The sequence below is a fragment of the Acidovorax sp. Root402 genome, assembly GCF_001425125.1.
Classification (GTDB): domain Bacteria; phylum Pseudomonadota; class Gammaproteobacteria; order Burkholderiales; family Burkholderiaceae_C; genus Acidovorax; species Acidovorax delafieldii.
Genome location: NZ_LMDQ01000013.1, coordinates 602,983 through 624,879, shown reverse-complemented (window position 1 = coordinate 624,879; position 21,897 = coordinate 602,983). Strand labels below are relative to the sequence as shown.

The following is a 21,897-nucleotide window of genomic DNA, read 5'->3' as shown; positions in this document are numbered from 1 at the left end:
GCATCCCAACATTCACTACCCCGGACCACTCAACATGCCATTCCCCCCGGCCCTCCACCCCTCGACCAACGTGGCACTGCGCAAGGTTATCGCTCCCCTGCTTTTGTGGATGCTGGCCCTTGGCCTCGGGCTGCATACCGGGGCAAGCCACGCCACCACCAAAAATGCGACCCAAAGCGGCCAAAGCGAAGTGAGCAAGAAAAAGAAATCCACCAAGGTGAAACAGGAGCGAAGCTCATCCGAGGAAAGCCGCTCGGAACGCGACCGCCGGCTGTATCGGGAGTGCAAGGGGCGCGCCAATGCGGGCGCCTGCCTCGGATACACCCATAAACCGTGACCCCACACACCACGCTGCCAAGCCTGAAGTCATCCGCATCCCTCAGAGACACCCCGGGGCGTGGCGCCGGCGGTGCGAAAAGGCCGTGGCTTGTTCAGGCGTTGGCCGCCGTGATCCCCCAGCGCGCGAGCGCTGCGTCGTCACTCACCCGTGCATCCACCCAGCGAGCGCCATGTGAGGTTTGCTCCTTTTTCCAGAACGGCGCCTGGGTCTTGAGGTAGTCCATCAAAAACTCGCAGGCCTGAAAACTCTGACCCCGGTGGGCACTGGTCACCGCCACCAGCACGATCTGGTCCAGGGGCTGCAGCAGACCTACGCGGTGAATCACGCGGGCGCCAAAAATATCGAAGCGCCGAAAGGCCTCGTCCACCATGGCTTCGATGGATTTTTCGGTCATGCCAGGGTAGTGCTCCAACTCCATGGAGGACACCTGATCCCCCTCGTTGCGATCACGGACGGTGCCCACGAAGCTGCAGACAGCGCCCACACCCTTGTTCTCACGACGCAAAGTAGCGATTTCGGTGGACAGGTCAAAGTCCTCGGTCTGAATAGAAACGCGGGGCAAGGTCATGACAAAAGGCTCTCAGCAGGGAGTGTGGAGTTCAGACAGAAAGTCGCTTCAGGGCGAACGATGCAGCCGTGGCGCAGCCAGCAGGGCACGTTCTTCCTCCACCACCTTGTTCAACTGCGCCAGTGCGGGCGATGGGGGCAACTGCGCCAGCAATGCCTGCAGCCGCGTGACGTCGCCCACGGTCGGTGCCACCTTGATCTGAGCAATGGCAGCGGGCAGGTTGCCGCCCCGAACCAACGCCAGCACCTTGGCGGGCCATTCACTTTTATTGCGTGCCATAGATTGGTAATAACGTTTGTCTGTACGATTCGCCCGCACTGTACCCGCATGCGATCCGGTACGTGATCTTCCAAGCCCTTTCCACCCATGGCCACACAAACGATTCAGACCGATCTCTACAAGCTCTACCCATCCCCGCGCAATACGGTCCGCGATGTGTTCGAGCACCAGGTCTTCGTGCCCCACCCCTACGCCATCATTGACTTGGATGTGATGGAGCTGGCGGGCAAAACGACGCTGTTTGGTGCCTGCCGCCTGTCGGACATGAAAATGGGCCAGGTGGTGACTTTCGAGCTGGCCTCCGATCAGGCCAAGTTCGAACGGCTGTTCACCCCCGACTAAACCACCCCATGGATGACGACAACCAGATCCACGTGCCGCCCTCCTTCATGGCGGTTTACACCGACACCCGAGGGCGCCTGACGGAAAAGGCGAACGGCGTGCGCGCCCGCTACGAGCTGTGCGAAGACCTGGCTGGCCACCTGGTGGAACACGCGCAGACGCTGTACCACGTGCAGGCGCCTTCCGAAACCGAGATCCTGCAGCGCATCCACGCGGGGCTGTGCACGGCCGAATCTGGCGTGGCGGTGGCCGAAGCGACATGGATCGTTACCCGACTGGCCGAGCTGCTGGTATGGCAATGCCCCGTGCTGGTGCCGCCGCAGCCTGAATCAGCAGCCAACGCTGCCCGGCCACCGCAGGCAGGCTGACCAACCTTGGGACACGGTGGGCGCTTGGCTATACTGCGGCCCATGTCCACGCGCACCCCCTTTGCCACGACCGCCGCACCGGCGGTGGCGTTGCAGTGCGTGGGCAAAACCAAAAAACCAGAGCTCATCTGACCGGAGCTGTGGTTCCGTCCGGATGAGCGACGGAACCACCTGGTAGGGAAATTTCCTTTTCTCTTTTCACTCCCTGGCATTCCGCGCGCGCTCCCTCCGGACGGTTCTTCCCCTGGTCGAACCCTGAAAGGACGCTTCGCATGTCTGCCACCGATACCGCTACCTCCCACCAGCCGCTGTTCAGCGGGCTCTGGATCGCCTTGGTCACACCGTTCAAGGATGGCGCCGTGGATCACCCGGCCCTTGCCGCCCTCACCACCCGGCTGCGTGCCGACGGCGTTGCGGGCTTCGTTGCCTGCGGCTCGACCGGTGAGGCCGCGGCCCTCGACAAGGCCGAGCAACTGCAGGTGCTGGATACCGTGCTCAGCGCCGCCCAGGGTTTGCCCGTGGTGATGGGCGTGTCGGGCTACCACCAGGGCCAGGTGCTGGAGCAGGTGCAGGCCCTTGCACACTACCCGGTGGCAGGCCTGCTGGTGTCCGCCCCGCACTACATCCGCCCCTCGCAGGAGGGCCTGCTGCACTGGTTCCGCACTCTGGCCGATGCCAGCGCGGTGCCCCTGCTGATCTACGACATTCCGTACCGCACAGGCGCCACGCTCACCACCGAAACGCTGCTGGCGCTGGCGGCACATCCGCGCATAGAGGCCATCAAGGACTGTGGCGGCAACACGGCCAAGACGCAGGCCCTGATCGCCGATGGCCGGCTGCAGGTGTTGACGGGCGAAGACGCGCAGATTTTCCATACGCTGGCCCTCGGCGGCGCAGGCGCCATCTCTGCCTGTGCACACTGGCAGACGCCGCGTTTTGTGGAGTTGATGGCATTGCTGCGCCTGGGCGACCTGCCTGCAGCCCGCCCCTTGTGGCAGGCCTTGCAACCCTGGGTGGAAGCGTGTTTTGCAGAGCCCAACCCTGCCCCGCTCAAGGCCATGCTGGCGCATGCAGGGTGGATGCGCAGCGAACTGCGCGCGCCGATGATGCCGGCCTCGGAGGCGCTGCAGGATCGTTTGAAGGCGCTTTGAGGTGACGTGCTGGCGAGCGCGGGAGCGCCCTGGCTAGCCGCCCGTCACCGGGGGGAAGAAAGCCACCTCGGCCCCATCGGCCAGGGTGGCGGACTCGTCGCTCAAGGTCTGGTTGAGTGCCATGCGCACGGCCCGGCCCCGCGCGAGGCTGCTGGCATGGGCACCACCGCGTGCGATGAGCTCGTCGCGCAAGGCGCCCAGCGTGGTGGCAGCGGTTTCGACCGCCTCGCTGCCGTGCCCAATGGCCTCACGGATCGAGGCAAAGTAGCGCACAGAGACCTTCATCCCAGCAACTCCGAAAACGCGATAAACCGCACCATATCGCCTGGCGCAATCGTCTGGCCCGCCGGGTTGTCCACCACGCCATCACCCCAGGCGGCCGAAGTGAGCACGCCCGAACTCTGGTTGTTGAACAGGTCCAGTCCGCCCGCCGCGTTGTGCTGCACGCGCAGAAATTCGCGGCGTTTATCGGCTTTGGGCCAGGTGAAATCGGCACGCACCGCCACGGCCTGCGGAGTCACGTCCTGCACGCCCTGCAGCCGCAGCACAAAGGGCCGCACCAGCAACGCAAAGGTCAGAAAGCTCGACACCGGGTTGCCGGGCAGGCCCATGAAGTGGGCAGCACCGCCTTCACGCGGGATCTGGCCATAGGCAAACGGCTTGCCGGGCTTCATCGCGATCTGCCACAGGTCCAGCGTGCCCAGAGTCTCCACAGCAGGCTTGATGTGGTCTTCCTCACCCACGCTCACGCCCCCGCTGGTCAGGATCAGGTCGTGCGCGCTGCTGGCCTGGCGCAGGGCGTCGATGGTGGCCTCGCGCCGGTCGGGCACGATGCCCAAGTCGGTCACCTCGCAGCCCAGGCGTAGCAGCATCGCACGCAGGAAAAAGCGGTTGCTGTTGTAGATGGCACCGAGTCGCATCTGCTCGGGCGGGACTTCGCCGGGCATGACCAGTTCATCGCCCGTGGAGAACAGCGCCACGCGGGGGCGGCAGGCCACCTGCAGTTCGTGCAAGCCGATGCTGGCGGCCAGGCCCAGCTCGGCCGGGGTCAGGCGTGTGCCGGCCGACAGCACCACGGCACCACGGGAGATGTCCTCGCCCGCGCGGCGGATCCACTGCCCGGCTCGCGGAACGGCGTTGATACGCACCGAGCCCAAGCCATCGGCAGCAGCCAGGGCTTCACAGTCTTCCTGCATCAGGATGGCGTCGGCGCCTGCAGGCACAGGCGCACCAGTGAAGATGCGCGCCGCCATGCCGGGCTGCAGTGGGTCGCCCGCACTGCCGGCAGGAATGCGCTGCGACACGGGCAACACCACCCCTGCTGCCGCCACATCGGCGCAGCGCACGGCGTAACCATCCATCGAACTGTTGTCCTGGGGAGGCACTTGTAAAGCCGACACACAGCTTTGCGCCAGCACGCGGCCGTCGGCGTCAAAGGTGGTGACCGTGTCGGTGCCTGGCAGCGGCCGGGCGTGCGCCAGCAGGTCCGCCAGCGCCTCGTCCAGCGGCTTGAGCGGCTTCATTGCGGGGCGCATGGCAGCAGCCCCCCGTGCAGTTCCCAGTTGTATTCAAAGCGGTGTTCGTACTGGATGAGCCAGTCCACCACCTGGTCGGGTGCGTTCAGGTCCAGCAAGGGCAATTGCGTGGCGACCGGTAGGCTCTTGGGGGCATCAGTGGCCACAGCCACCACAAAGTCGTCTTCGGGGTAACGCACGGGCTTGGCCACTTGCCCTGGCTCGGGGGCTCGCCAGACTTCGATCTTGAGCAGGTCGCTGTCCTTGAAACCCTCCACCAGCACCCAGTCCACACCCTGGTACAGCTCCGCCAGCAGGTGGTGCACGCTGAGGGTGGCAGGCTGCTCGAACTCGCGCACCAGCATCAGGCGCTTGTCCGATGCCGCGACCACCTCGAAAGCCCCCGCCTCGCGGTGGCGGTAGGTGTCCTTGCCCGGGTGGTCCACATCAAAACTGTGGTGGGCATGCTTGACCACCGACACTCGCAGGCCCCGCAGCCGCAGCGCGGGGATCAACTGCTCGACCAGCGTGGTCTTGCCACTGCCGGAAAACCCGGCAAAACCGACAACCTTCATCCACTGCTCCTTGATTAGCTATGTTATTTATAGCTTTAAGTGCATACCAGACTAGCGCCCGGGGCAATATTGACCACAAAAGACCCTGTCCTGGCCCGCCCGGCATCTGCCGGCCGCTCACGAGGACAGGCAAGTACCGACCACTCACCCCAACGCTGCAGGGGAGCAGTGGCGTTCGATGTAGGCCTTGACCAGGTCCACATCGGCGGGCATCACCTGTACACGCTTGGGCAGGTCTTCGATGCCTGCAAACTTGGCAGGCCGCTCGGGCGCATGGCCCAGCGCTTCGACGATGGTTTCGGCAAACTTGATGGGCAGCGCCGTTTCCAGCACGATCATCGGTACGTTGGGGTCTTGGTGATGCTCCAGGGCCACCTTCACCCCGTCGGCGGTGTGAGTGTCAATGGTCACGCCATGTCGCTGATAGTTGTCGCGGATGGTGGCCAGGCGGTCGGCGTGGGTGCTCTTGCCACTTTCAAAACCGTATTTGGTGGCGGCATCGGCAAACAGCGGCTCTGCGCTCAAGTCAAAGCGGCCGTAGGTTTGCAATGCAGCGCCGAACAAGGCCTTGGTACGTTGGCCGTTGCGGCCCAGCAGGTCGAAAATGAAACGCTCGAAGTTGCTGGCCTTGCTGATATCCATCGAAGGGCTGGACGTCTCGTGCGTGTCGGCACTGCTGCGCACGCGGTACACGCCGGTGCGGAAGAACTCGTCGAGCACGTCGTTCTCATTGGTGGCCACCACCAGCTTGGCAATGGGCAGGCCCATCATGCGCGCCACATGGCCCGCGCACACGTTGCCAAAGTTGCCCGATGGCACCGTGAAACTCACCTTCTGGTTGTTGGTCTCGGTGGCCTGGATGTAGCCCGCAAAGTAGTACACCACCTGTGCCAGCAGGCGCGCCCAGTTGATGGAGTTGACGGTGCCGATCTTGTACTTGTGCTTGAAGGCATGGTCATTGGAGACGGCCTTGACGATGTCCTGGCAGTCGTCGAACACACCTTCGATGGCGATGTTGTGGATGTTCTCGTCCTGCAGGCTGAACATCTGCGCCTGCTGGAAGGCGCTCATGCGGCCGTGCGGGCTGGTCATGAAGACACGCACGCCCTCTTTGCCGCGCATCGCGTATTCGGCGGCGCTGCCGGTGTCGCCACTGGTCGCGCCCAGGATGTTGAGCTGCTCGCCGCGGCGCTTGAGCTCGTACTCGAACAGGTTGCCCAGCAGCTGCATGGCCATGTCCTTGAAGGCCAGCGTGGGACCGTTGGACAGGGCTTCGAGCCACAGACTGTTTTCGAGGTGGCGCAGGGGCACGATCTCGCCCGTGCCAAACACTTCGGCGGTGTACGTCTTGGCGCAGATGGCCTTCAAATCGGCGGCAGGAATGTCGTCGATGTAGAGCGACAGGATCTGGAACGCCAGCTCGGCGTAGCCTTGCTCGTGGTAGGCCTTGCGCAGGCGCGTGAGCATGGCGTCATCCACCTGCGGGTAATGCTCGGGCAGGTACAGGCCACCATCGGGCGCTAGGCCTTCGAGCAGGATGTCGCAGAACTGTTTGCGGTCTGCATGGCCGCGGGTGCTGAGGTACTTCATGAAGGATTCCCGTCGGTATCGGTGAAGGTGGTGAACTGGCTAAAAGCTGATGCCGTACACACGGATGTCAATGTAGAGACGCGAGGCGATCAGCAGGAAGAACCCGCCGATCAGGATGAGCCAGTGCAGTGCCCGGTCCTGGCGGTTGTCGGTGCGCTCCAGCAGCACAAAGTACAGCCACGCGGCCAGAAAGCTGCCCACACCGTTGAGCAGGGCCTGTGTGCGCGACATGGCCCCGAACAGGGCCAATGCGACCAGCAGGCCGAACCAGAACGCCAGATGCCAGCGCGGCAGATCGACATGCGCCATCTTGAGCAGCGCCGACAGCGTGAGGGCGGCAACCAGAGTGGGCATGGCGAGGCAGCATCATGGTGTGGCGTGGCCCATCATCAGTTGAGTTCTTCCTTGCGAATGCGCGTGATGGGTGCCAGCACGGTCGGCAGCGCCTGCATTTGTGCAATGACGGCATCCATCGTGCCTTCGCGGGTGTCGTGGGTCAGGATGATCAGGTCGGTCTGCGTCGATCCCTCGCCGCCCACTTCGTCAGCCTCGCGCTGCAGCACGGCATCGATGCTCACGCCTGCCTCGGCCAGCAGGCCGGTGACCTTGGCCAGCACGCCAGCCTGGTCGGCGACGCGCAAGCGCAGGTAGTAGCTGGTGACCACTTCGCTCATCGGCAGCACGGGCAGCTGGTCCATGGCGCCCTGCAGCGTGTTGGCCTGGAAGGCCAGGTGCGGCACGCGGTGTTCAGGGTCGGCCGTGTGCAAGCGTGCGATGTCTACCAGGTCGGCGATCACTGCACTGGCGGTGGGCTCACTGCCTGCGCCCTTGCCGTAGTACAGCGTGGTGCCCACGGCATCGCCCTGCACCACCACGGCGTTCATCGCGCCTTCGACGTTGGCAATCAGGCGCTTGGAGGGCACGAGGCTCGGGTGCACGCGCAGCTCGATGCCCTTTTCGGCGCGCTTGGTGATGCCCAGCAGCTTGATGCGGTAGCCCAGTTGTTCTGCGTATTTGATGTCGGCGGCGGAGAGTTTGGTGATGCCTTCCACATAGGCCTTGTCGAACTGCACCGGGATGCCGAAAGCGATGGCGCTCATCAACGTCGCCTTGTGCGCGGCATCCACGCCTTCAATGTCGAAGGTGGGGTCGGCCTCGGCATAGCCCAGGCGTTGCGCTTCTTTGAGCACCACGTCGAAGTCCAGGCCCTTGCTGCGCATCTCGGACAGGATGAAGTTGGTGGTGCCGTTGATGATGCCGGCGATCCACTGGATGCGGTTGGCCGTGAGGCCTTCGCGCAGCGCCTTGATGATGGGAATGCCACCGGCCACGGCGGCCTCGAAGGCCACCATCACACCCTTGGCCGATGCGGCCGCAAAAATCTCGGTGCCATGAACGGCCAGCAGCGCCTTGTTGGCGGTGACCACATGCTTGCCTGCAGCAATGGCTTCGAGCACCAGTGCACGTGCGATGCCGTAGCCGCCAATCAACTCGATCACGATGTCGATGTCGGGGTTGGCGATGATGGCACGGGCGTCGTTGACCACCTGGATGCCGTCACCCACCACAGCCTTGGCGCGCGCTACGTCCAGGTCCGCCACCATGGTGATCTCGATGCCACGGCCAGCACGGCGGCTGATCTCGTCCTGGTTGCGCTGCAACACGTTGAACACGCCGCTGCCGACGGTGCCGATGCCCAGAAGGCCTACTTGGATGGGTTTCATAGCAATGGGAAGAGAAAGAAAAACAATGATTCGGGAGGGATGTAGAGGGCGCGGTGTCGAGCAGCAGATCCCTCAACGCGTGACATAGGTCGGCAACTGCCAGGCGCCACCCGCAAAGCCACGGCACATGCCGTCGCCAGACTCGCCGCGCAGCACAAAACCCTGGCCGTCGAACTGCCACTCACGCACCCACCAGCAGTCGCCAATGCCCCGGCCCTTCATTGCCGAATGCACCGTGCCCGAGGCCGGATCGAAATCGCCGTCCACGTCCTGCAAGGGCTCTGGCTTGTAGGGCGGGCGGTCGTTGGCCACCCACAGCAGACTGCTGAAGTTGTAAGCGCCCATGCCACAGGGCACGGACAGCAGCACCTTGCGCTCCGTGAGCCGGTAGACCTGCACATTGGCGGGGTTGAACGCATCGTCGCCGTTGCACTGGCCTTCGGTACTGGCGCGGCCCAGCGCAGCCACCAGCGGCTTGGCCAGTGCGGCATCCCCCTTGCGCGCAGGCATCGGGGTCACAGTCTTGATGACCGGGGCAGGCAAAGACGGCAGCACGGAAGCCTCTGGCTTCGTGCCCTTGCGCACCAAAGCGCCCGGTGTGCCCACCCTGCCTTGGGCCTCGTCCATCTTGAGCAGAACCGCGGTGACACCCGCCAGTGACAGCACCCAACGGTCCTTGCCAACGGCCACCGTGGCCTCTTCGTTCTTGAGCAACTCCTGCAGCAGGCGGGGCACCTGCGCTGCAGGCACGCTGGGTGTGTCGCCCTTGAGCCCTGGCAAAGACAGTGTGCCCACCTTGAGGTGCAGCGACGCTGGAGTGGCTTTCTCGGTGGACACCTGCAGGTCCACCAGCACCGGCGTGTCAGGTCCTGCCTCGCGGGTCAGGCGCATGGAGACCGGCTCCGACTCGCCACTCTCCGACTGGTAACCCACGGCCCTGCAAGTGCGGGTGTTGTCGCATTGCAAGGCCCAGTCCTTGTGCTGGAAGCTCACGGGCTCCTTGCCCTTGTCGGCAGCGTGCACAGTGTCGAGCAAGCCCGCCGCCACCAGCACGCAGGCGGCGACATGCCGGGCCAGGTCAAGAACGGAGGGTCTGTGCATGGAGCGTATCGCCTTGTCTTCTGGGCAACGCGACGGATCAGGCCGCGACGGCTGCCGCAGCGGTCTGCTTGCGCTTTCGGTATTGCTCCAGGAAGCGCGCCACGCGGCCAATGGCATCGCGCAGGTCGTCTTCATGGGGCAGGAACACGATGCGGAAATGGTCCGGAGCAGGCCAGTTGAAACCCGTGCCCTGCACCAGCATGACCTTCGTCTCCTGCAGCAACTCCAGGAAGAACTGCTGGTCGTCCTCGATGGGATACACCGCCGGGTCGAGGCGCGGGAACATGTACAGCGCGGCCTGAGGTTTCACACAGGTCACGCCCGGGATGGCCGTGATCAGTTCATAGGCCAGATCACGCTGCTTGCGCAGGCGGCCACCCTCACAGACCAGTTCGTTGATGCTCTGGTAACCACCCAGCGCCGTCTGCACGGCCCACTGGCCGGGCACGTTGGCACAAAGGCGCATGTTCGAGAGCATGTTCAGGCCCTCTATGTAGTCCTTGGCAGGCTTCTTGTCGCCCGACACCACCAGCCAGCCAGCGCGGTAACCGCAGGACCGGTAGCTTTTGGACAGCGAGTTGAAGGTGAGCGTAAGCACATCCTCGCTCAGCGAGCCGATGGCCGTGTGCTTGGCGCCGTCGTACAACACCTTGTCGTACACCTCGTCCGCAAAGATCACCAGGCCGTGTTCGCGGGCGATGGCCACGATGCCCTTGAGCAACTCGACCGAGTACAGCGCACCCGTGGGGTTGTTGGGGTTGATGACCACGATGCCTTTGGTACGCGGCGTGATCTTGGCGCGGATGTCTTCCAGGTCGGGCATCCAGCCATTGGCCTCATCGCACAGGTAGTGCACCGGCGTGCCGCCCGACAGGCTGGCCGCAGCGGTCCACAGCGGGTAGTCGGGCGATGGCAGCAGCAACTCATCGCCCGTGTCCAGCAACGCGTTGGTGGCCATAACGATCAGTTCGCTGGCGCCGTTGCCCAGGTAGATGTCATCCAGCGCCACGCCCTTGATGCCCTGCTTCTGGGTCTCGTGCATCACGGCCTTGCGGGCGGCGAAGATGCCTTTGCTGTCCGAGTAGCCCGCCGAGTTGGGCAGGTTGCGGATCATGTCCTGCTGGATTTCTTCGGGGGCATCAAAGCCAAACACCGCCAGATTGCCGATGTTGAGCTTGATGATCTTGTGCCCATCCTCCTCCATCTGCTTGGCCGCGTCCATGATCGGGCCCCGGATGTCGTAGCAAACATTGGCGAGCTTGGCGGATTTTTGGACGGTTTTCATGCGCTGACAGTAGTGCGGTGGGGTCTGGAGGCCGCCGGAGCCGGCGCCCTCAGGCGAAACCTATAATTTGACCACAGAACCGTTGCCATCCCCTGGCGCCGGGCGCCGCTGCCACACCCCGCAGCACCCGAGGCCCACCACTTCCTGCCATGAAATTCCAGCCCGACCGCTCCAACGCTCAGACCATCAGCGGCTACGGCCCCGGCTGGATCGGCATCGACGCCGACAAGATCACCCACAGCGTCATCATCGGGTCGGCAGGCCTCCGCCAGCCCTGGCCCTGCTCCCGCTTTGAGGATCTGACCCCGGAGCATTTCGCCCAGTTGGCCGGGCTGGAAACCGAACTGGTCATTTTTGGCAGCGGGCTGCGCAATCGTTTTCCCCCGCCCGCATGGCTGGCTCCCCTGATAGCGCGGCGGCTCGGGCTGGAGACCATGGACACCCAGGCAGCATGCCGCACCTACAACATCCTGGCGAGCGAAGGACGCAACGTGGTCGCAGCCCTGATTCTGGAAGTCTGAACGCGCGCTCACGGCCTGCCTCAAAGTCGGGCGCACCGGGAATGCCACTTATGCACGGCCGTGCCAAAGTGCCCGCCACCCCACGCAGGACACACTGTCTTACATTTGGCCGGGAACCGATTTCAGGGTAAAATCACCGGTTGCGGTCGGGGGCACCACCAAGAGCAATAACACACCCACTCCCCCGGCTTACCAACGACTACATCCTGAGAGATTGAAGTGATATGGCGATCGTTGTCAACAAACCCCTCCCTGAATTTGAAGCCAACGCAACCGGTGGTATCAAGGTCTCCAACACCTCCCACCTTGGCCAAATTCTGGTTCTCTACTTCTATCCCAAGGACAACACGCCGGGCTGCACCACGGAGGCCATGCAGTTTCGCGACAAGTACAAGGATTTCGTGAAAGCTGGCGCAGCCGTGTTCGGTGTCTCGCGCGACAACATGAAGTCGCACGACGACTTCAAGGAAAAGCTGGAACTGCCGTTCGAGCTGATTGCCGACACCGAAGAAAAGATGTGCCACATGTTCGGTGTGGTCAAGAACAAGATCATGTACGGCAAGAAGGTCAAGGGCATCGAGCGCAGCACCTTCCTGATCGGCCCCGATGGCCTGTTGGTGCAAGAGTGGCGCGGCCTCAAGGTACCAGGCCATGTGGACGAAGTCCTCAAGACCGTCAAATCCCTCAAGGCCCTGAAAAAGGCCGCCTGAGCGGACAACCTGATCGCATCAGCGCCGGCGACCGTTGCAATCCACCAAAGGGCACTGGAGCATCCACGCGACACACCGCCCGTTTTGCCCTGGCAAGACACATGGAGTGGGCATAATGGATCAATGCCCCTGGTTCTTGCACCGTTAGCACCCATCCAAAAAGCCGCCTTGGCCTCCAGGCGGCTTTTTGCTTTCTGACCCCATCCGTTATCCCTTTACCGACCGAGGCCCTGCCACCATGCCCCTGCCCCCCGCCCCCAGCCGGCGCGCTGCACTCCTCGCGCCAGAAGCCTTTGAAGTCACGGCCCGCCCCCGCGTAGCCACCACCTCGGCCAACGAAGCCGTTGCCATGCCTCAGCGCACCGCTGCAGCCCCAGCCCGCGCGGGACGCAAGGCAGACAGTGTGGCCTCGTCGCTGGCAGCGCCTGACACCGCTCCACTGCTACAGATCGAGACCCGAACCCGGACAGCCGCCCCCTCTGCCGCTCCCGTGGCTCGCAGCACTGGCACGCGCAAGGCGCGCGGTACCGCCACTCCTCCTGCCGTCACCGCCAGCCCCGCGCCAGCCACCGCAACCACCACACGCAGCCGCAAGTCTGCATCGCACGGCCCGACCAAGCTCTTCGTGCTGGACACCAATGTGCTCCTGCATGATCCGACCAGCCTGTTCCGCTTTGAAGAGCACGACATCTTCCTGCCGATGATCGTGCTGGAAGAATTGGACGGCCACAAGAAGGGCATGACCGAAGTCGCGCGCAACGGCCGCCAAGCCAGCCGCACCCTGGATGCGCTGGCGGCCGCCCAGGGCGCCGACATGGCCAAGGGCCTCAAGCTCGACTCCACCGGCCAGCGTGCCGCGGGCGGCCACCTGTTCTTCCAGACCGTACCGCTGGATTACAGCCTGCCCACCAGCCTGCCCCCCGGCAAGGCCGACAACCAAATCCTGGGCGTGGTCGAAGCCCTGCGCAAGCTGCACGCCCCGCGCGAGGTGGTACTGGTATCCAAGGACATCAACATGCGCGTCAAGGCGCGCGCCCTGGGCCTGAACGCCGAGGACTACCAGAACGACAAGACGCTGGAAGATGGCGACCTGCTGTACGCCGGCGTGCTGGCCCTGCCCCCAGACTTCTGGGCCAAGAGCGGCAAGAACGTGGAAAGCTGGCAGAGCGGCGCCCACACCTACTACCGCATCGGCGGGCCCATCGTGCCGCAGCTGATGATCAATCAGTTTGTGTACTTCGAGGCCCCCGGCGAGCCCAGCCTGTTTGCGCGCGTGAGCGAGATCCGTGAAAAGACTGCGGTGCTGCAGACGCTCAAGGACTATGGCTCCACCAAGAATGCTGTGTGGGGCGTGACCACGCGCAACCGCGAGCAGAACTACGCCATGAATCTGCTCATGGACCCCGAGATCGACTTCGTGACCCTGACCGGCACCGCAGGCACCGGCAAGACCCTGCTGGCCCTGGCCGCAGGCCTCACTCAAGTGTTGGACGACCGCCGCTACACCGAGATCATCATGACCCGCGCCACCGTGAGCGTGGGCGAGGACATCGGCTTCCTGCCCGGCACCGAAGAAGAGAAGATGGGCCCCTGGATGGGCGCACTGGATGACAACCTGGAGTTTTTGGCCAAGGGCGATGGCGGCAACGCAGGCGAGTGGGGCCGCGCGGCCACCAATGAGCTGATCCGCAGCCGCATCAAGATCAAGAGCATGAACTTCATGCGCGGGCGCACCTTCCTGAACAAGTACGTGATCATCGACGAGGCGCAGAACCTGACGCCCAAGCAGATGAAGACACTGATCACCCGCGCAGGCCCCGGCACCAAGATCATCTGCATGGGCAACCTGGCGCAGATCGATACACCGTACCTGACCGAAGGCTCCTCCGGCCTGACGTATGCCGTGGACCGCTTCAAGGGCTGGCCACACAGCGGGCACATCACGCTGGCGCGGGGTGAACGCTCACGCCTGGCAGATTTCGCCAGCGAGGTGCTTTGAGTTGGCAGCGGGCTGGGTTGCAGCACTGAAACTGGTGCCCTGGGGCGACGTCATCGAGGCGACGCCCCAGATCCTGCAGGCGGCCAAGAAGCTGCTGGGCACCACCCAAAAAGGGAAGGCCGAAGCGGCGACGGCTGCACTCGATGGTGCCGTTGGCGAGCCCGCCATTCCGGTGGCCTTGCAGCTTCAGCATCTGCGTGACCGCGTGGCGCAATTGGAGCGGGAGCAGCAAGAGTCCGCCATGCTGATCCAGTCCCTGGCCGAACAGCATGCCCAGGTGGTGCAAGCGGTGGAAGTGCAGCGCCGACGCCAGCAATGGCTCACCGTGGCGGTGAGCATGCTCGCAGTGGCTTGCGCCGGTTTGCTGGTGTGGGTACTAACTCAATAGTGCAATAGCGATACCGCGCATGCCGGGAGCCTGGAACCACGGGCACTGTACGGCATGGCGCCAGAACTTGTTAGCTATAAATTCAATAGCTGCTAGCGCATATAAAACCGGCGCTAGCAGCTATTTTTTTATTAGAAATCGTCGCCGGAACCCATCGCCAGGTTCTCAAAGCGCGTCTGGTTCTTCTGGAAGAACAGCTTCACCGTTCCGGTGGGGCCGTTCCGCTGTTTGCCGATGATGACCTCGGCCACGTTGGGCTCCTTGGAGTCCTTGTTGTAGTAGTCGTCGCGGTAGATGAACATGATGATGTCCGCGTCCTGCTCGATGGCGCCCGATTCGCGCAGGTCGGACATCATGGGGCGCTTGTCGGTACGCTGCTCCACCGAGCGGTTGAGCTGAGACAGCGCGATCACCGGGCACTGCAGCTCCTTGGCCAGCATTTTGAGGCCCCGGGAAATTTCGCCCAGCTCCGTCGCCCGGTTGTCCGATCCCGACGAACCCGAGCCGCTCATGAGCTGCAAGTAGTCCACCACGATCAGGCCCAGCTTGCCGCACTGGCGCGCCAAACGGCGCGCGTTGGCACGCAGCTCGCTGGGCGTGAGGCCCGGGGTTTCGTCGATGTGCAGCGACACCGTGCGCAGCTTTTCGATGGCTTCGGTCAGGCGTGGCCATTCATCGTCGGTGAGCTTGCCGGTGCGCAGGTTGCCCTGGTTCACCCGGCCGATCGAGCCCACAATACGCACCGCCAATTGAGCTGCGCCCATTTCCATCGAGAAGATGGCGACCGGCAAGCCCTCGTTGAGCGCCACGTGCTCAGCAATGTTCACCGCGAACGAGGTTTTGCCCATGGACGGGCGTGCTGCCAGCACCACCATGTCGCCCGCCTGCAAGCCACTGGTCATGCGGTCCAGGTCGGCAAAGCCGGTGGGGACGCCCGTGACGTCCACAGGGTTGTCAGCCATCTCCTGCACGCGGTCGAGCAGGTCAATCACCAGCGTATCGAGCGACTGGAAGCCCTGCTTGGTGCGCGAACCCTCTTCGCCAATGGCAAAGATCTTGGCCTCGGCTTCGTCCAGGATGCGTTCCACCGTTTTGCCCTGGGGGTTGAACGCATTGGTCGAAATTTCGTCGCTGGCCGTGACCAGCTTGCGCAGGATGGCGCGTTCGCGAACGATTTCGGCATAGCGCCGAATATTGCTGGCACTGGGTACGTATTGCGCCAGATTGTTCAGATAGGCCAGCCCGCCCATCTCCTGCGCCTTGCCCTGGTTCTGCAGGTGCTCGAACACCGTGATCACGTCGGCTGGCTTGCTGGCATTGATCAGCGCGCCAATGGCCGTGTAGATCATTTGGTGCTCGTGGCGATAGAAATGGCTTTCTACCAGCAGGTCGCCCACGCGGTCCCAGGCGTTGTTGTCCAGCAGCAGACCACCCAGCACACTGGACTCCGCCTCGATGGAGTGCGGTGGCACACGCAACTGGGCAATTTCACGGTCCGGCACGGGCGTGAATCCATCATCAAGGGGTGGGAAAACGGCAGACATGGAATCCTTGGAGCTAACCCGGCATGCTATCGCCCACGCGGCGTGTCGTCATGGCACAAGTCTGTGGATAAGGCGGGGGTAACCCGTGGGCAACCGTGTACAAACTACGGTCACACAAAGACAAAAGCCGCCCAAGGGCGGCTTTTTTGAGAGGTCCTGACGGACGATCAGGCGGTTTCGCCGTAGACCGACACGTTGACTTCCACGACCACGTCGGTGTGCAGAGCCACGCTCACAGCGCTGTCGCTCACGACCTTGATCGGGCCGTTGGGCAGGCGGATTTGCGACTTGGCAACCTTGTAGCCTTGCTTGTTCAGCTCTTCGGCGATGTCATGGTTGGTCACGGAACCAAACAGACGGCCATCCACGCCAGCCTTTTGTGTCAGCTTGACGGTGGTGCCGGCCAGCTTTTCACCTTGGGCTTGGGCTTCTGCCAGCTTGGCAGCGGCGGCCTTTTCGAGTTCAGCGCGCTTGGCTTCGAACTCTGCCTTGGCGGCTTCGGTGGCGCGACGTGCGCGGCCAGCGGGAATCAGAAAGTTGCGGGCGTAGCCGTCTTTGACCTTGACGATTTCACCGAGGTTGCCGAGGTTCACAACCTTGTCGAGCAGGATGATTTGCATGGGTTGTGCTCCTTAGATCTTGTGCTGGTCGCTGTAAGGCACCAGGGCCAGGAAGCGGGCGCGCTTGATGGCAGTGTTCAGCTGACGCTGAAAGATGGCGCGCGTGCCGGTCAGGCGTGCGGGGATGATCTTGCCGTTTTCGGCGATGAAATCGCGCAGCGTGTCGACATCCTTGTAGTCGATTTCTTCAACACCGGTCACCGTGAAGCGGCAAAAGCGCTTGCGCTTGAACAGCAGGGACTGTGTGTTGCGCTTTGGGCGCTTGTCTTTGTTGAACTTCTTGAACGTGGCCATTGCGGACCCCTTGAAAATTAATTTTGTTGAATATCCTGGATGTGCAGCACTGCAGTCTTGCCATTGCGCGGTGTGGCCAGAAATCCATGAAAAGTCCAGAGACTTCCGATGTTTTGCCTTGCCAGTCGCTCAGCCATCGCTCCAAATGCGGTGGCTTTCATGGCGGCCTTGACTTCGCGGGGGTGGCCTGCTTCGGTTTGCTGGGACTCGTGTTCGAGGCGCAGCGTGAGGGCAGGCAGTCCGGCGGGCGTATATCGCAGGGGCTCAGCCTCTGCGATACAGGCGGTCAAGACGACGCGGTTCTCCACTCCAAAGAGAGAAGAGGATCAGCGCTCGCCGGCCGCTGCGTATTCAGCTTGGCTGGCCTTGCGGGCTTCTTCGCGCTCGACGGTCTTCATCATGGAGGAAGGACCGGTTTCAGCCTTCTTCTTTTGCACGGTCAGGTGGCGCAGCACTGCGTCGTTGAACTTGAAGGCGTGCTCCAGTTCAGCCATCACAGCCTGGTCGGCTTCGATGTTCACGCACAGGTAGTGGGCCTTGGCCAGCTTGTTGATCAGGTACGCCAGTTGACGACGGCCCCAGTCTTCCACGCGGTGCACCTTGCCACCGCCAGCGGTGATCATGCCCTTGTAGCGCTCCAGCATGGCTGGAACTTGTTCGCTTTGATCCGGATGGATCAACAAAATGATTTCGTAATGACGCATGCAGACTCCTTTTGGGTGAGACCACCCACCGCGTCTAGAAGTGGTGTGGCAAGGGAAAGCCTGCGATTATAACCCGACCGCTTGCGCTTGTACACTCAGCACACTCGCTACAGCATCGTCCACACCCCATTTGTCCAGCCATGGAAGGTGCGGCCCTTGCAAAAACGGCGGTTGGGCCGACATGCCTTACAACCACTTGCGCCAACCCGGGGCCGTCGTAACGACAAATCCCTGGCGCAGACCTTGATATTTCCCGGCAAGCCCTCAGATGCCGCGCGTACTGCTTTTTTACCTCTTCAAATCCTGACATGTCAGACCACAGCCAAACCAACCCCGCCCCAAGCGCCCCCGCCCCCGAAGAAGTCGAAGCCGCCATGGCCGCCCACGCCTCCGATGAGCTGGCACGCCTGCAGGGCGAACTGGCCGAGCTGAAGGCCAAAAGTGCCGATCTGGCGGACCAGTTCCTGCGCGCCAAGGCCGAGGCGGAGAACGCCCGCCGCCGCGCTGAGGAGGAAGTGTCCAAGGCCCGCAAGTTCGGCATCGAGAGTTTTGCCGAGAGCCTGCTGCCCGTGGCTGACAGCCTGGACGCGGCCCTGGCCATCAAGGAGGCCACGCCCCAGCAGCTGCGCGAAGGCGCCGACGCCACCTTGCGCCAGTTGACGTCTGCGCTGGAGCGCAACAAGGTGGTGGCCATCAACCCGGCCGCAGGCGCCAAGTTCGACCCCCACCAGCACCAGGCCATCAGCGTGGTGCCCGCGGAGCAAGAAGCCAACACGGTGGTGGCTGTGCTGCAAAAGGGCTACGTGATCGCGGAGCGCGTGTTGCGCCCGGCGTTGGTCACCGTGACTGCGCCCAAGTAAGCCTCAAAAAAATCGACCTGGAAGACTTGAAGCAAACCAAGTTATCCACAAGTTACTAGCCATCCAAACCATTCAAGCATTCGGAGAAAAATCATGGGAAGAATCATCGGCATTGACCTGGGCACCACCAACAGCTGCGTTTCCATCATGGAGGGCAACACGACCCGCGTGATTGAAAACAGCGAAGGTGCACGCACCACGCCCTCCATCGTGGCCTACCAGGAAGACGGCGAGATCCTCGTCGGCGCCTCGGCCAAGCGCCAGGCCGTGACCAACCCCAAGAACACGCTGTACGCCGTCAAGCGCCTGATCGGCCGCAAGTTCACCGAAAAAGAAGTGCAAAAGGACATCGACCTGATGCCCTACAAGATCGTGGCTGCCGACAACGGCGACGCCTGGATCGAAGTGCGTGGCAACAAGCTGTCGGCCCAGCAGGTGTCCGCAGACATCCTGCGCAAGATGAAGAAAACGGCTGAAGACTACCTGGGCGAGCCCGTGACGGAAGCCGTCATCACCGTGCCCGCTTACTTCAACGACGCCCAGCGCCAAGCTACCAAGGACGCTGGCCGCATCGCTGGCCTTGATGTCAAGCGCATCATCAACGAGCCCACCGCTGCGGCCTTGGCCTTTGGCCTCGACAAGCAGGAAAAGGGCGACCGCAAGATTGCCGTGTATGACCTGGGTGGCGGCACGTTCGACGTGTCCATCATCGAAATCGCCGACGTGGATGGCGAAAAGCAGTTCGAAGTGCTGTCGACCAATGGTGACACCTTCCTGGGCGGCGAGGACTTCGACCAACGCATCATCGACTTCATCATCGGCGAGTTCAAGAAGGAACAAGGCGTGGACCTGTCCAAGGACGTCCTGGCCCTGCAACGCCTGAAGGAAGCCGCCGAAAAGGCCAAGATCGAGTTGTCGAATTCGGCAGCGACCGACATCAACCTGCCCTACATCACGGCCGACGCCTCGGGCCCCAAGCACCTGAACATCAAGCTGACCCGCTCCAAGCTGGAACAACTGGTGGAAGAGCTGATCGAGCGCACCATCGCTCCTTGCCGCATGGCGATCAAGGACGCGGGCGTGTCGGTGTCCGACATCCATGACGTGATTCTGGTCGGTGGCATGACCCGCATGCCCAAGGTGCAGGAGAAGGTCAAGGAATTCTTCGGCAAGGACCCCCGCAAGGATGTGAACCCTGACGAAGCCGTGGCCGTGGGCGCCGCCATCCAGGGCCAAGTGCTGTCGGGCGACCGCAAGGACGTGCTGCTGCTGGACGTGACCCCCCTGTCGCTGGGTATCGAAACCCTGGGCGGTGTGATGACCAAGATGATCACCAAGAACACGACCATCCCGACGAAGTTCGCTCAGACCTTCTCGACGGCCGACGACAACCAGCCTGCCGTGACCATCAAGGTCTACCAGGGCGAGCGCGAAATGGCCACCGGCAACAAGCTGCTGGGCGAGTTCAACCTCGAAGGCATTCCACCCGCAGCACGTGGTGTTCCGCAGATCGAAGTTTCCTTTGACATCGACGCCAACGGCATCTTGCACGTGGGCGCCAAGGACAAGGGCACCGGCAAGGAAAACAAGATCACCATCAAGGCCAACTCGGGCCTGTCGGAAGAAGAAATCCAGAAGATGGTGAAGGACGCTGAGCTGAACGCTGCGGACGACAAGAAGAAGCTGGAACTGGTGCAGGCCCGCAACCAGGGTGAAGCCGCTGTGCACAGCGTCAACAAGAGCCTGGCCGAACACGGCGACAAGCTCGACGCAGGTGAAAAGGACGCGATCGCTGCAGCCGTGAAGGCCCTCGAAGAAGCCCTCAAGGGTGAAGACAAGGCCGCGATTGACGAAAAGACGACCGCGCTGATGGCCGCCAGCCAGAAGCTGGGCGAGAAGATGTACGCCGAATCGCAGGCAGCGCAAGCCGCCCAGGCAGCCGGTGGTGCAGACGCCGCAGGCGCATCGGCCGGTGCAGCCAACAAGCCCGCAGACGACGACAACGTCGTTGATGCCGAGGTGAAGGAAGTCAAGAAGGGCTGAACGAGCCCCCGTTGACCCGAGCCGCCGCGCAATGCTCGTCAGGGGCTGCGCGGCGTTCCTGTTCCAACCGGGTTCTGAATCACTATGTCCAAACGAGACTTTTACGAAATCCTGGGCGTTCCGAAGAACGCCTCGGACGAAGAAATCAAAAAGGCCTATCGCAAGCTGGCGATGAAGCACCATCCTGACCGCAATCAGGGGGACGCAGCCAAGCCTGCCGAGGAGAAGTTCAAGGAGGCCAAAGAGGCCTACGAGATGCTCTCGGACCCCCAAAAGCGTGCGGCCTATGACCAGTATGGCCATGCGGGGGTAGACCCCAACATGCGCGGCCCTGGTGGCGCGGGAGCGGAAGGATTTGGCGGTTTTGCGGAAGCCTTCGGCGACATCTTTGGCGACATGTTCGGCCAACAAGGCGGGCGCGGGCGCGGCGCCGGTGGACGTCAGGTCTACCGTGGCAGTGACCTCAGCTATGCCATGGAGATCACGCTCGAAGAAGCAGCTCGCGGCAAGGACGCGCAGATTCGTATCCCGTCCTGGGACACCTGCGACACCTGCCATGGCAGCGGCGCCAAACCCGGCACCAGCGCCAAGACCTGCGGCACCTGCCAGGGCGCGGGCACCGTGCAAATGCGCCAGGGCTTCTTCAGCGTGCAACAGACCTGCCCCCACTGCCGTGGCACGGGCAAGATCATTCCTGAGCCGTGCACCACCTGCCATGGCCAAGGGAAGCTCAAGAAGCAGAAGACGCTGGAAGTGAAGATTCCTGCCGGCATCGACGATGGCATGCGCATCCGTTCCACCGGCAACGGCGAGCCGGGCACCAACGGCGGCCCACCAGGCGACCTGTACATCGAGATTCGCCTGAAGAAACACGACATCTTCGAGCGCGACGGCGACGACCTGCACTGCCAGGTACCGGTGAGCTTCATCACAGCGGCGCTGGGTGGCGAGATCGAGGTGCCCACCCTGCAAGGCAAAGCGGCCATCGACATCCCCGAAGGCACCCAGGCCGGCAAGCAGTTCCGCCTGCGCGGCAAGGGCATCAAGGGTGTGCGCGCCAGCTACCCAGGTGACTTGTACTGCCACATTGCGGTCGAGACACCCGTCAAGCTCACCGAACACCAGCGCAAGCTGCTGCGCGAGCTGGAAGACTCCCTCAAGAAGGGCGGCGCACGCCATTCGCCCAGCGGCGAGAGCTGGACGGACCGGTTGAAGAACTTCTTCAGCTGATCACGCACGGGTTTCCCGCCAAAAACCGCCTGCAGCCCCAAGGCCGCAGGCGGTTTTTTCTTGATGCAAGGCAAGAAACCCCCTGGCAACGTCCGCAGGCGCAATCCGACCAGTAGGATGGTCATCATCGATGATCACCCGGGAGTC

Annotated in this window: 26 protein-coding genes; 11 read left to right on the top strand and 15 right to left on the bottom strand. The window is 62.9% G+C overall.

Annotation, left to right across the window (positions count from 1 at the left end):
- The first annotated feature begins 70 nt into the window (after nucleotides 1-70).
- Nucleotides 71-337, top strand: a complete 267-nt coding sequence (locus tag ASC83_RS23510; RefSeq protein WP_233193714.1) for a hypothetical protein — start codon at nucleotides 71-73, stop codon at nucleotides 335-337.
- Between the two features lie 94 nt (nucleotides 338-431).
- Here ASC83_RS23510 and ASC83_RS10260 read toward each other — a convergent pair whose 3' ends face one another.
- Both ASC83_RS10260 and ASC83_RS10255 read right to left on the bottom strand, forming a co-directional pair.
- The gene (locus ASC83_RS10260) at nucleotides 432-908 is read right to left on the bottom strand and encodes a molybdenum cofactor biosynthesis protein MoaE (protein WP_056061533.1); all 477 of its coding nucleotides are present in this window, start codon (nucleotides 906-908) and stop codon (nucleotides 432-434) included.
- A 48-nt stretch (nucleotides 909-956) separates the two neighbouring features.
- Nucleotides 957-1,187, bottom strand: coding sequence for a hypothetical protein (locus tag ASC83_RS10255; RefSeq protein WP_056061531.1), 231 nt, complete (start codon nucleotides 1,185-1,187; stop codon nucleotides 957-959).
- Between the two features lie 87 nt (nucleotides 1,188-1,274).
- Between ASC83_RS10255 and ASC83_RS10250 the strand changes: the two genes are divergently transcribed.
- The 3 genes from ASC83_RS10250 (at nucleotide 1,275) to dapA (ending at nucleotide 3,048) form a co-directional block, all read left to right on the top strand.
- A complete protein-coding gene (locus ASC83_RS10250; protein ID WP_056061527.1) occupies nucleotides 1,275-1,529 on the top strand; it encodes a hypothetical protein in 255 nt (84 codons plus the stop codon).
- Between the two features lie 8 nt (nucleotides 1,530-1,537).
- Nucleotides 1,538-1,897 carry a hypothetical protein gene (locus ASC83_RS10245; RefSeq protein ID WP_056061524.1) on the top strand — a complete coding sequence of 120 codons (360 nt, stop codon included), beginning with the start codon at nucleotides 1,538-1,540 and terminating at the stop codon, nucleotides 1,895-1,897.
- 272 nt (nucleotides 1,898-2,169) lie between these two features.
- The gene (gene dapA / locus ASC83_RS10240) at nucleotides 2,170-3,048 is read left to right on the top strand and encodes a 4-hydroxy-tetrahydrodipicolinate synthase (RefSeq protein WP_056061520.1); all 879 of its coding nucleotides are present in this window, start codon (nucleotides 2,170-2,172) and stop codon (nucleotides 3,046-3,048) included.
- 33 nt (nucleotides 3,049-3,081) lie between these two features.
- Here the strand turns inward: dapA and moaD are convergent, their stop codons facing one another.
- From moaD to ASC83_RS10200, 8 genes are all read right to left on the bottom strand, one after another.
- Complete coding sequence (moaD, locus tag ASC83_RS10235) at nucleotides 3,082-3,333, bottom strand: molybdopterin converting factor subunit 1 (RefSeq protein ID WP_056061518.1); 252 nt, start codon at nucleotides 3,331-3,333, stop codon at nucleotides 3,082-3,084.
- On the bottom strand, nucleotides 3,330-4,583 hold the full coding sequence (glp, locus tag ASC83_RS10230) for a gephyrin-like molybdotransferase Glp (RefSeq protein WP_056061515.1): 1,254 nt from the start codon (nucleotides 4,581-4,583) through the stop codon (nucleotides 3,330-3,332). Before glp ends, moaD begins: the two co-directional genes overlap by 4 nt.
- Nucleotides 4,568-5,137, bottom strand: coding sequence for a molybdopterin-guanine dinucleotide biosynthesis protein B (gene mobB, locus ASC83_RS10225; RefSeq protein WP_056061511.1), 570 nt, complete (start codon nucleotides 5,135-5,137; stop codon nucleotides 4,568-4,570). Before mobB ends, glp begins: the two co-directional genes overlap by 16 nt.
- A gap of 144 nt (nucleotides 5,138-5,281) precedes the next feature.
- Nucleotides 5,282-6,727 carry a threonine synthase gene (gene thrC, locus ASC83_RS10220; RefSeq protein WP_056061508.1) on the bottom strand — a complete coding sequence of 482 codons (1,446 nt, stop codon included), beginning with the start codon at nucleotides 6,725-6,727 and terminating at the stop codon, nucleotides 5,282-5,284.
- Nucleotides 6,728-6,766: 39 nt separating this feature from the next.
- The gene (locus ASC83_RS10215) at nucleotides 6,767-7,081 is read right to left on the bottom strand and encodes a hypothetical protein (protein WP_056061506.1); all 315 of its coding nucleotides are present in this window, start codon (nucleotides 7,079-7,081) and stop codon (nucleotides 6,767-6,769) included.
- A gap of 35 nt (nucleotides 7,082-7,116) precedes the next feature.
- Nucleotides 7,117-8,451 carry a homoserine dehydrogenase gene (locus tag ASC83_RS10210; protein ID WP_056061503.1) on the bottom strand — a complete coding sequence of 445 codons (1,335 nt, stop codon included), beginning with the start codon at nucleotides 8,449-8,451 and terminating at the stop codon, nucleotides 7,117-7,119.
- A 72-nt stretch (nucleotides 8,452-8,523) separates the two neighbouring features.
- Nucleotides 8,524-9,552 carry a DUF1176 domain-containing protein gene (locus tag ASC83_RS10205; protein ID WP_056061500.1) on the bottom strand — a complete coding sequence of 343 codons (1,029 nt, stop codon included), beginning with the start codon at nucleotides 9,550-9,552 and terminating at the stop codon, nucleotides 8,524-8,526.
- A gap of 37 nt (nucleotides 9,553-9,589) precedes the next feature.
- Nucleotides 9,590-10,837 carry a pyridoxal phosphate-dependent aminotransferase gene (locus ASC83_RS10200; protein WP_056061495.1) on the bottom strand — a complete coding sequence of 416 codons (1,248 nt, stop codon included), beginning with the start codon at nucleotides 10,835-10,837 and terminating at the stop codon, nucleotides 9,590-9,592.
- A 149-nt stretch (nucleotides 10,838-10,986) separates the two neighbouring features.
- Between ASC83_RS10200 and ASC83_RS10195 the strand changes: the two genes are divergently transcribed.
- The 4 genes from ASC83_RS10195 (at nucleotide 10,987) to ASC83_RS10180 (ending at nucleotide 14,455) form a co-directional block, all read left to right on the top strand.
- Nucleotides 10,987-11,358, top strand: a complete 372-nt coding sequence (locus ASC83_RS10195) for an Mth938-like domain-containing protein (RefSeq protein ID WP_056061493.1) — start codon at nucleotides 10,987-10,989, stop codon at nucleotides 11,356-11,358.
- A 224-nt stretch (nucleotides 11,359-11,582) separates the two neighbouring features.
- A complete protein-coding gene (locus tag ASC83_RS10190) occupies nucleotides 11,583-12,068 on the top strand; it encodes a peroxiredoxin (RefSeq protein WP_015013251.1) in 486 nt (161 codons plus the stop codon).
- Nucleotides 12,069-12,306: 238 nt separating this feature from the next.
- The gene (locus ASC83_RS10185) at nucleotides 12,307-14,067 is read left to right on the top strand and encodes a PhoH family protein (RefSeq protein ID WP_056061489.1); all 1,761 of its coding nucleotides are present in this window, start codon (nucleotides 12,307-12,309) and stop codon (nucleotides 14,065-14,067) included.
- A 1-nt stretch (nucleotide 14,068) separates the two neighbouring features.
- The gene (locus tag ASC83_RS10180) at nucleotides 14,069-14,455 is read left to right on the top strand and encodes a hypothetical protein (RefSeq protein WP_056061486.1); all 387 of its coding nucleotides are present in this window, start codon (nucleotides 14,069-14,071) and stop codon (nucleotides 14,453-14,455) included.
- Between the two features lie 131 nt (nucleotides 14,456-14,586).
- Here the strand turns inward: ASC83_RS10180 and dnaB are convergent, their stop codons facing one another.
- The 5 genes from dnaB to rpsF all read right to left on the bottom strand — a co-directional run bounded on the left by dnaB (nucleotide 14,587) and on the right by rpsF (nucleotide 17,617).
- Nucleotides 14,587-15,999, bottom strand: coding sequence for a replicative DNA helicase (gene dnaB / locus ASC83_RS10175; RefSeq protein WP_056061481.1), 1,413 nt, complete (start codon nucleotides 15,997-15,999; stop codon nucleotides 14,587-14,589).
- Between the two features lie 167 nt (nucleotides 16,000-16,166).
- Nucleotides 16,167-16,619 (bottom strand): 50S ribosomal protein L9, encoded by a 453-nt coding sequence (gene rplI / locus ASC83_RS10170; RefSeq protein WP_015013247.1) that lies wholly within the window; start codon nucleotides 16,617-16,619, stop codon nucleotides 16,167-16,169.
- Between the two features lie 12 nt (nucleotides 16,620-16,631).
- A complete protein-coding gene (gene rpsR, locus ASC83_RS10165; RefSeq protein WP_005795932.1) occupies nucleotides 16,632-16,913 on the bottom strand; it encodes a 30S ribosomal protein S18 in 282 nt (93 codons plus the stop codon).
- A gap of 17 nt (nucleotides 16,914-16,930) precedes the next feature.
- Nucleotides 16,931-17,221, bottom strand: a complete 291-nt coding sequence (gene priB / locus ASC83_RS10160; protein WP_056061479.1) for a primosomal replication protein N — start codon at nucleotides 17,219-17,221, stop codon at nucleotides 16,931-16,933.
- 18 nt (nucleotides 17,222-17,239) lie between these two features.
- Nucleotides 17,240-17,617 carry a 30S ribosomal protein S6 gene (rpsF, locus tag ASC83_RS10155; RefSeq protein WP_015013245.1) on the bottom strand — a complete coding sequence of 126 codons (378 nt, stop codon included), beginning with the start codon at nucleotides 17,615-17,617 and terminating at the stop codon, nucleotides 17,240-17,242.
- Between the two features lie 308 nt (nucleotides 17,618-17,925).
- Here rpsF and grpE point away from each other — a divergent pair, with 308 nt between their 5' ends.
- The 3 genes from grpE to dnaJ all read left to right on the top strand — a co-directional run bounded on the left by grpE (nucleotide 17,926) and on the right by dnaJ (nucleotide 21,750).
- Entirely contained in the window at nucleotides 17,926-18,477 is a 552-nt protein-coding gene (grpE, locus tag ASC83_RS10150) for a nucleotide exchange factor GrpE (protein WP_056061476.1), read from the top strand.
- Between the two features lie 93 nt (nucleotides 18,478-18,570).
- A complete protein-coding gene (gene dnaK / locus ASC83_RS10145; RefSeq protein ID WP_056061472.1) occupies nucleotides 18,571-20,520 on the top strand; it encodes a molecular chaperone DnaK in 1,950 nt (649 codons plus the stop codon).
- A gap of 84 nt (nucleotides 20,521-20,604) precedes the next feature.
- Entirely contained in the window at nucleotides 20,605-21,750 is a 1,146-nt protein-coding gene (gene dnaJ / locus ASC83_RS10140; protein WP_056061470.1) for a molecular chaperone DnaJ, read from the top strand.
- Nucleotides 21,751-21,897 lie beyond the last annotated feature (147 nt).

Coding starts and splice junctions, on each gene's coding strand:
- ASC83_RS10205 (WP_056061500.1), bottom strand. CDS start 9,552: ATGCACAGACCCTCCGTTCTTGACCTGGCCCGGCATGTCGCCGCCTGC.
- rpsF (WP_015013245.1), bottom strand. CDS start 17,617: ATGCGTCATTACGAAATCATTTTGTTGATCCATCCGGATCAAAGCGAA.
- dnaB (WP_056061481.1), bottom strand. CDS start 15,999: ATGTCTGCCGTTTTCCCACCCCTTGATGATGGATTCACGCCCGTGCCG.
- moaD (WP_056061518.1), bottom strand. CDS start 3,333: ATGAAGGTCTCTGTGCGCTACTTTGCCTCGATCCGTGAGGCCATTGGG.
- ASC83_RS10195 (WP_056061493.1), top strand. CDS start 10,987: ATGAAATTCCAGCCCGACCGCTCCAACGCTCAGACCATCAGCGGCTAC.
- dnaK (WP_056061472.1), top strand. CDS start 18,571: ATGGGAAGAATCATCGGCATTGACCTGGGCACCACCAACAGCTGCGTT.
- rpsR (WP_005795932.1), bottom strand. CDS start 16,913: ATGGCCACGTTCAAGAAGTTCAACAAAGACAAGCGCCCAAAGCGCAAC.
- mobB (WP_056061511.1), bottom strand. CDS start 5,137: ATGAAGGTTGTCGGTTTTGCCGGGTTTTCCGGCAGTGGCAAGACCACG.
- ASC83_RS10190 (WP_015013251.1), top strand. CDS start 11,583: ATGGCGATCGTTGTCAACAAACCCCTCCCTGAATTTGAAGCCAACGCA.
- dnaJ (WP_056061470.1), top strand. CDS start 20,605: ATGTCCAAACGAGACTTTTACGAAATCCTGGGCGTTCCGAAGAACGCC.
- dapA (WP_056061520.1), top strand. CDS start 2,170: ATGTCTGCCACCGATACCGCTACCTCCCACCAGCCGCTGTTCAGCGGG.
- ASC83_RS10200 (WP_056061495.1), bottom strand. CDS start 10,837: ATGAAAACCGTCCAAAAATCCGCCAAGCTCGCCAATGTTTGCTACGAC.
- ASC83_RS10260 (WP_056061533.1), bottom strand. CDS start 908: ATGACCTTGCCCCGCGTTTCTATTCAGACCGAGGACTTTGACCTGTCC.
- ASC83_RS10185 (WP_056061489.1), top strand. CDS start 12,307: ATGCCCCTGCCCCCCGCCCCCAGCCGGCGCGCTGCACTCCTCGCGCCA.
- ASC83_RS10255 (WP_056061531.1), bottom strand. CDS start 1,187: ATGGCACGCAATAAAAGTGAATGGCCCGCCAAGGTGCTGGCGTTGGTT.
- ASC83_RS10250 (WP_056061527.1), top strand. CDS start 1,275: ATGGCCACACAAACGATTCAGACCGATCTCTACAAGCTCTACCCATCC.
- grpE (WP_056061476.1), top strand. CDS start 17,926: ATGTCAGACCACAGCCAAACCAACCCCGCCCCAAGCGCCCCCGCCCCC.
- ASC83_RS10210 (WP_056061503.1), bottom strand. CDS start 8,451: ATGAAACCCATCCAAGTAGGCCTTCTGGGCATCGGCACCGTCGGCAGC.
- thrC (WP_056061508.1), bottom strand. CDS start 6,727: ATGAAGTACCTCAGCACCCGCGGCCATGCAGACCGCAAACAGTTCTGC.
- ASC83_RS10245 (WP_056061524.1), top strand. CDS start 1,538: ATGGATGACGACAACCAGATCCACGTGCCGCCCTCCTTCATGGCGGTT.
- rplI (WP_015013247.1), bottom strand. CDS start 16,619: ATGCAAATCATCCTGCTCGACAAGGTTGTGAACCTCGGCAACCTCGGT.
- glp (WP_056061515.1), bottom strand. CDS start 4,583: ATGCGCCCCGCAATGAAGCCGCTCAAGCCGCTGGACGAGGCGCTGGCG.
- ASC83_RS10215 (WP_056061506.1), bottom strand. CDS start 7,081: ATGCCCACTCTGGTTGCCGCCCTCACGCTGTCGGCGCTGCTCAAGATG.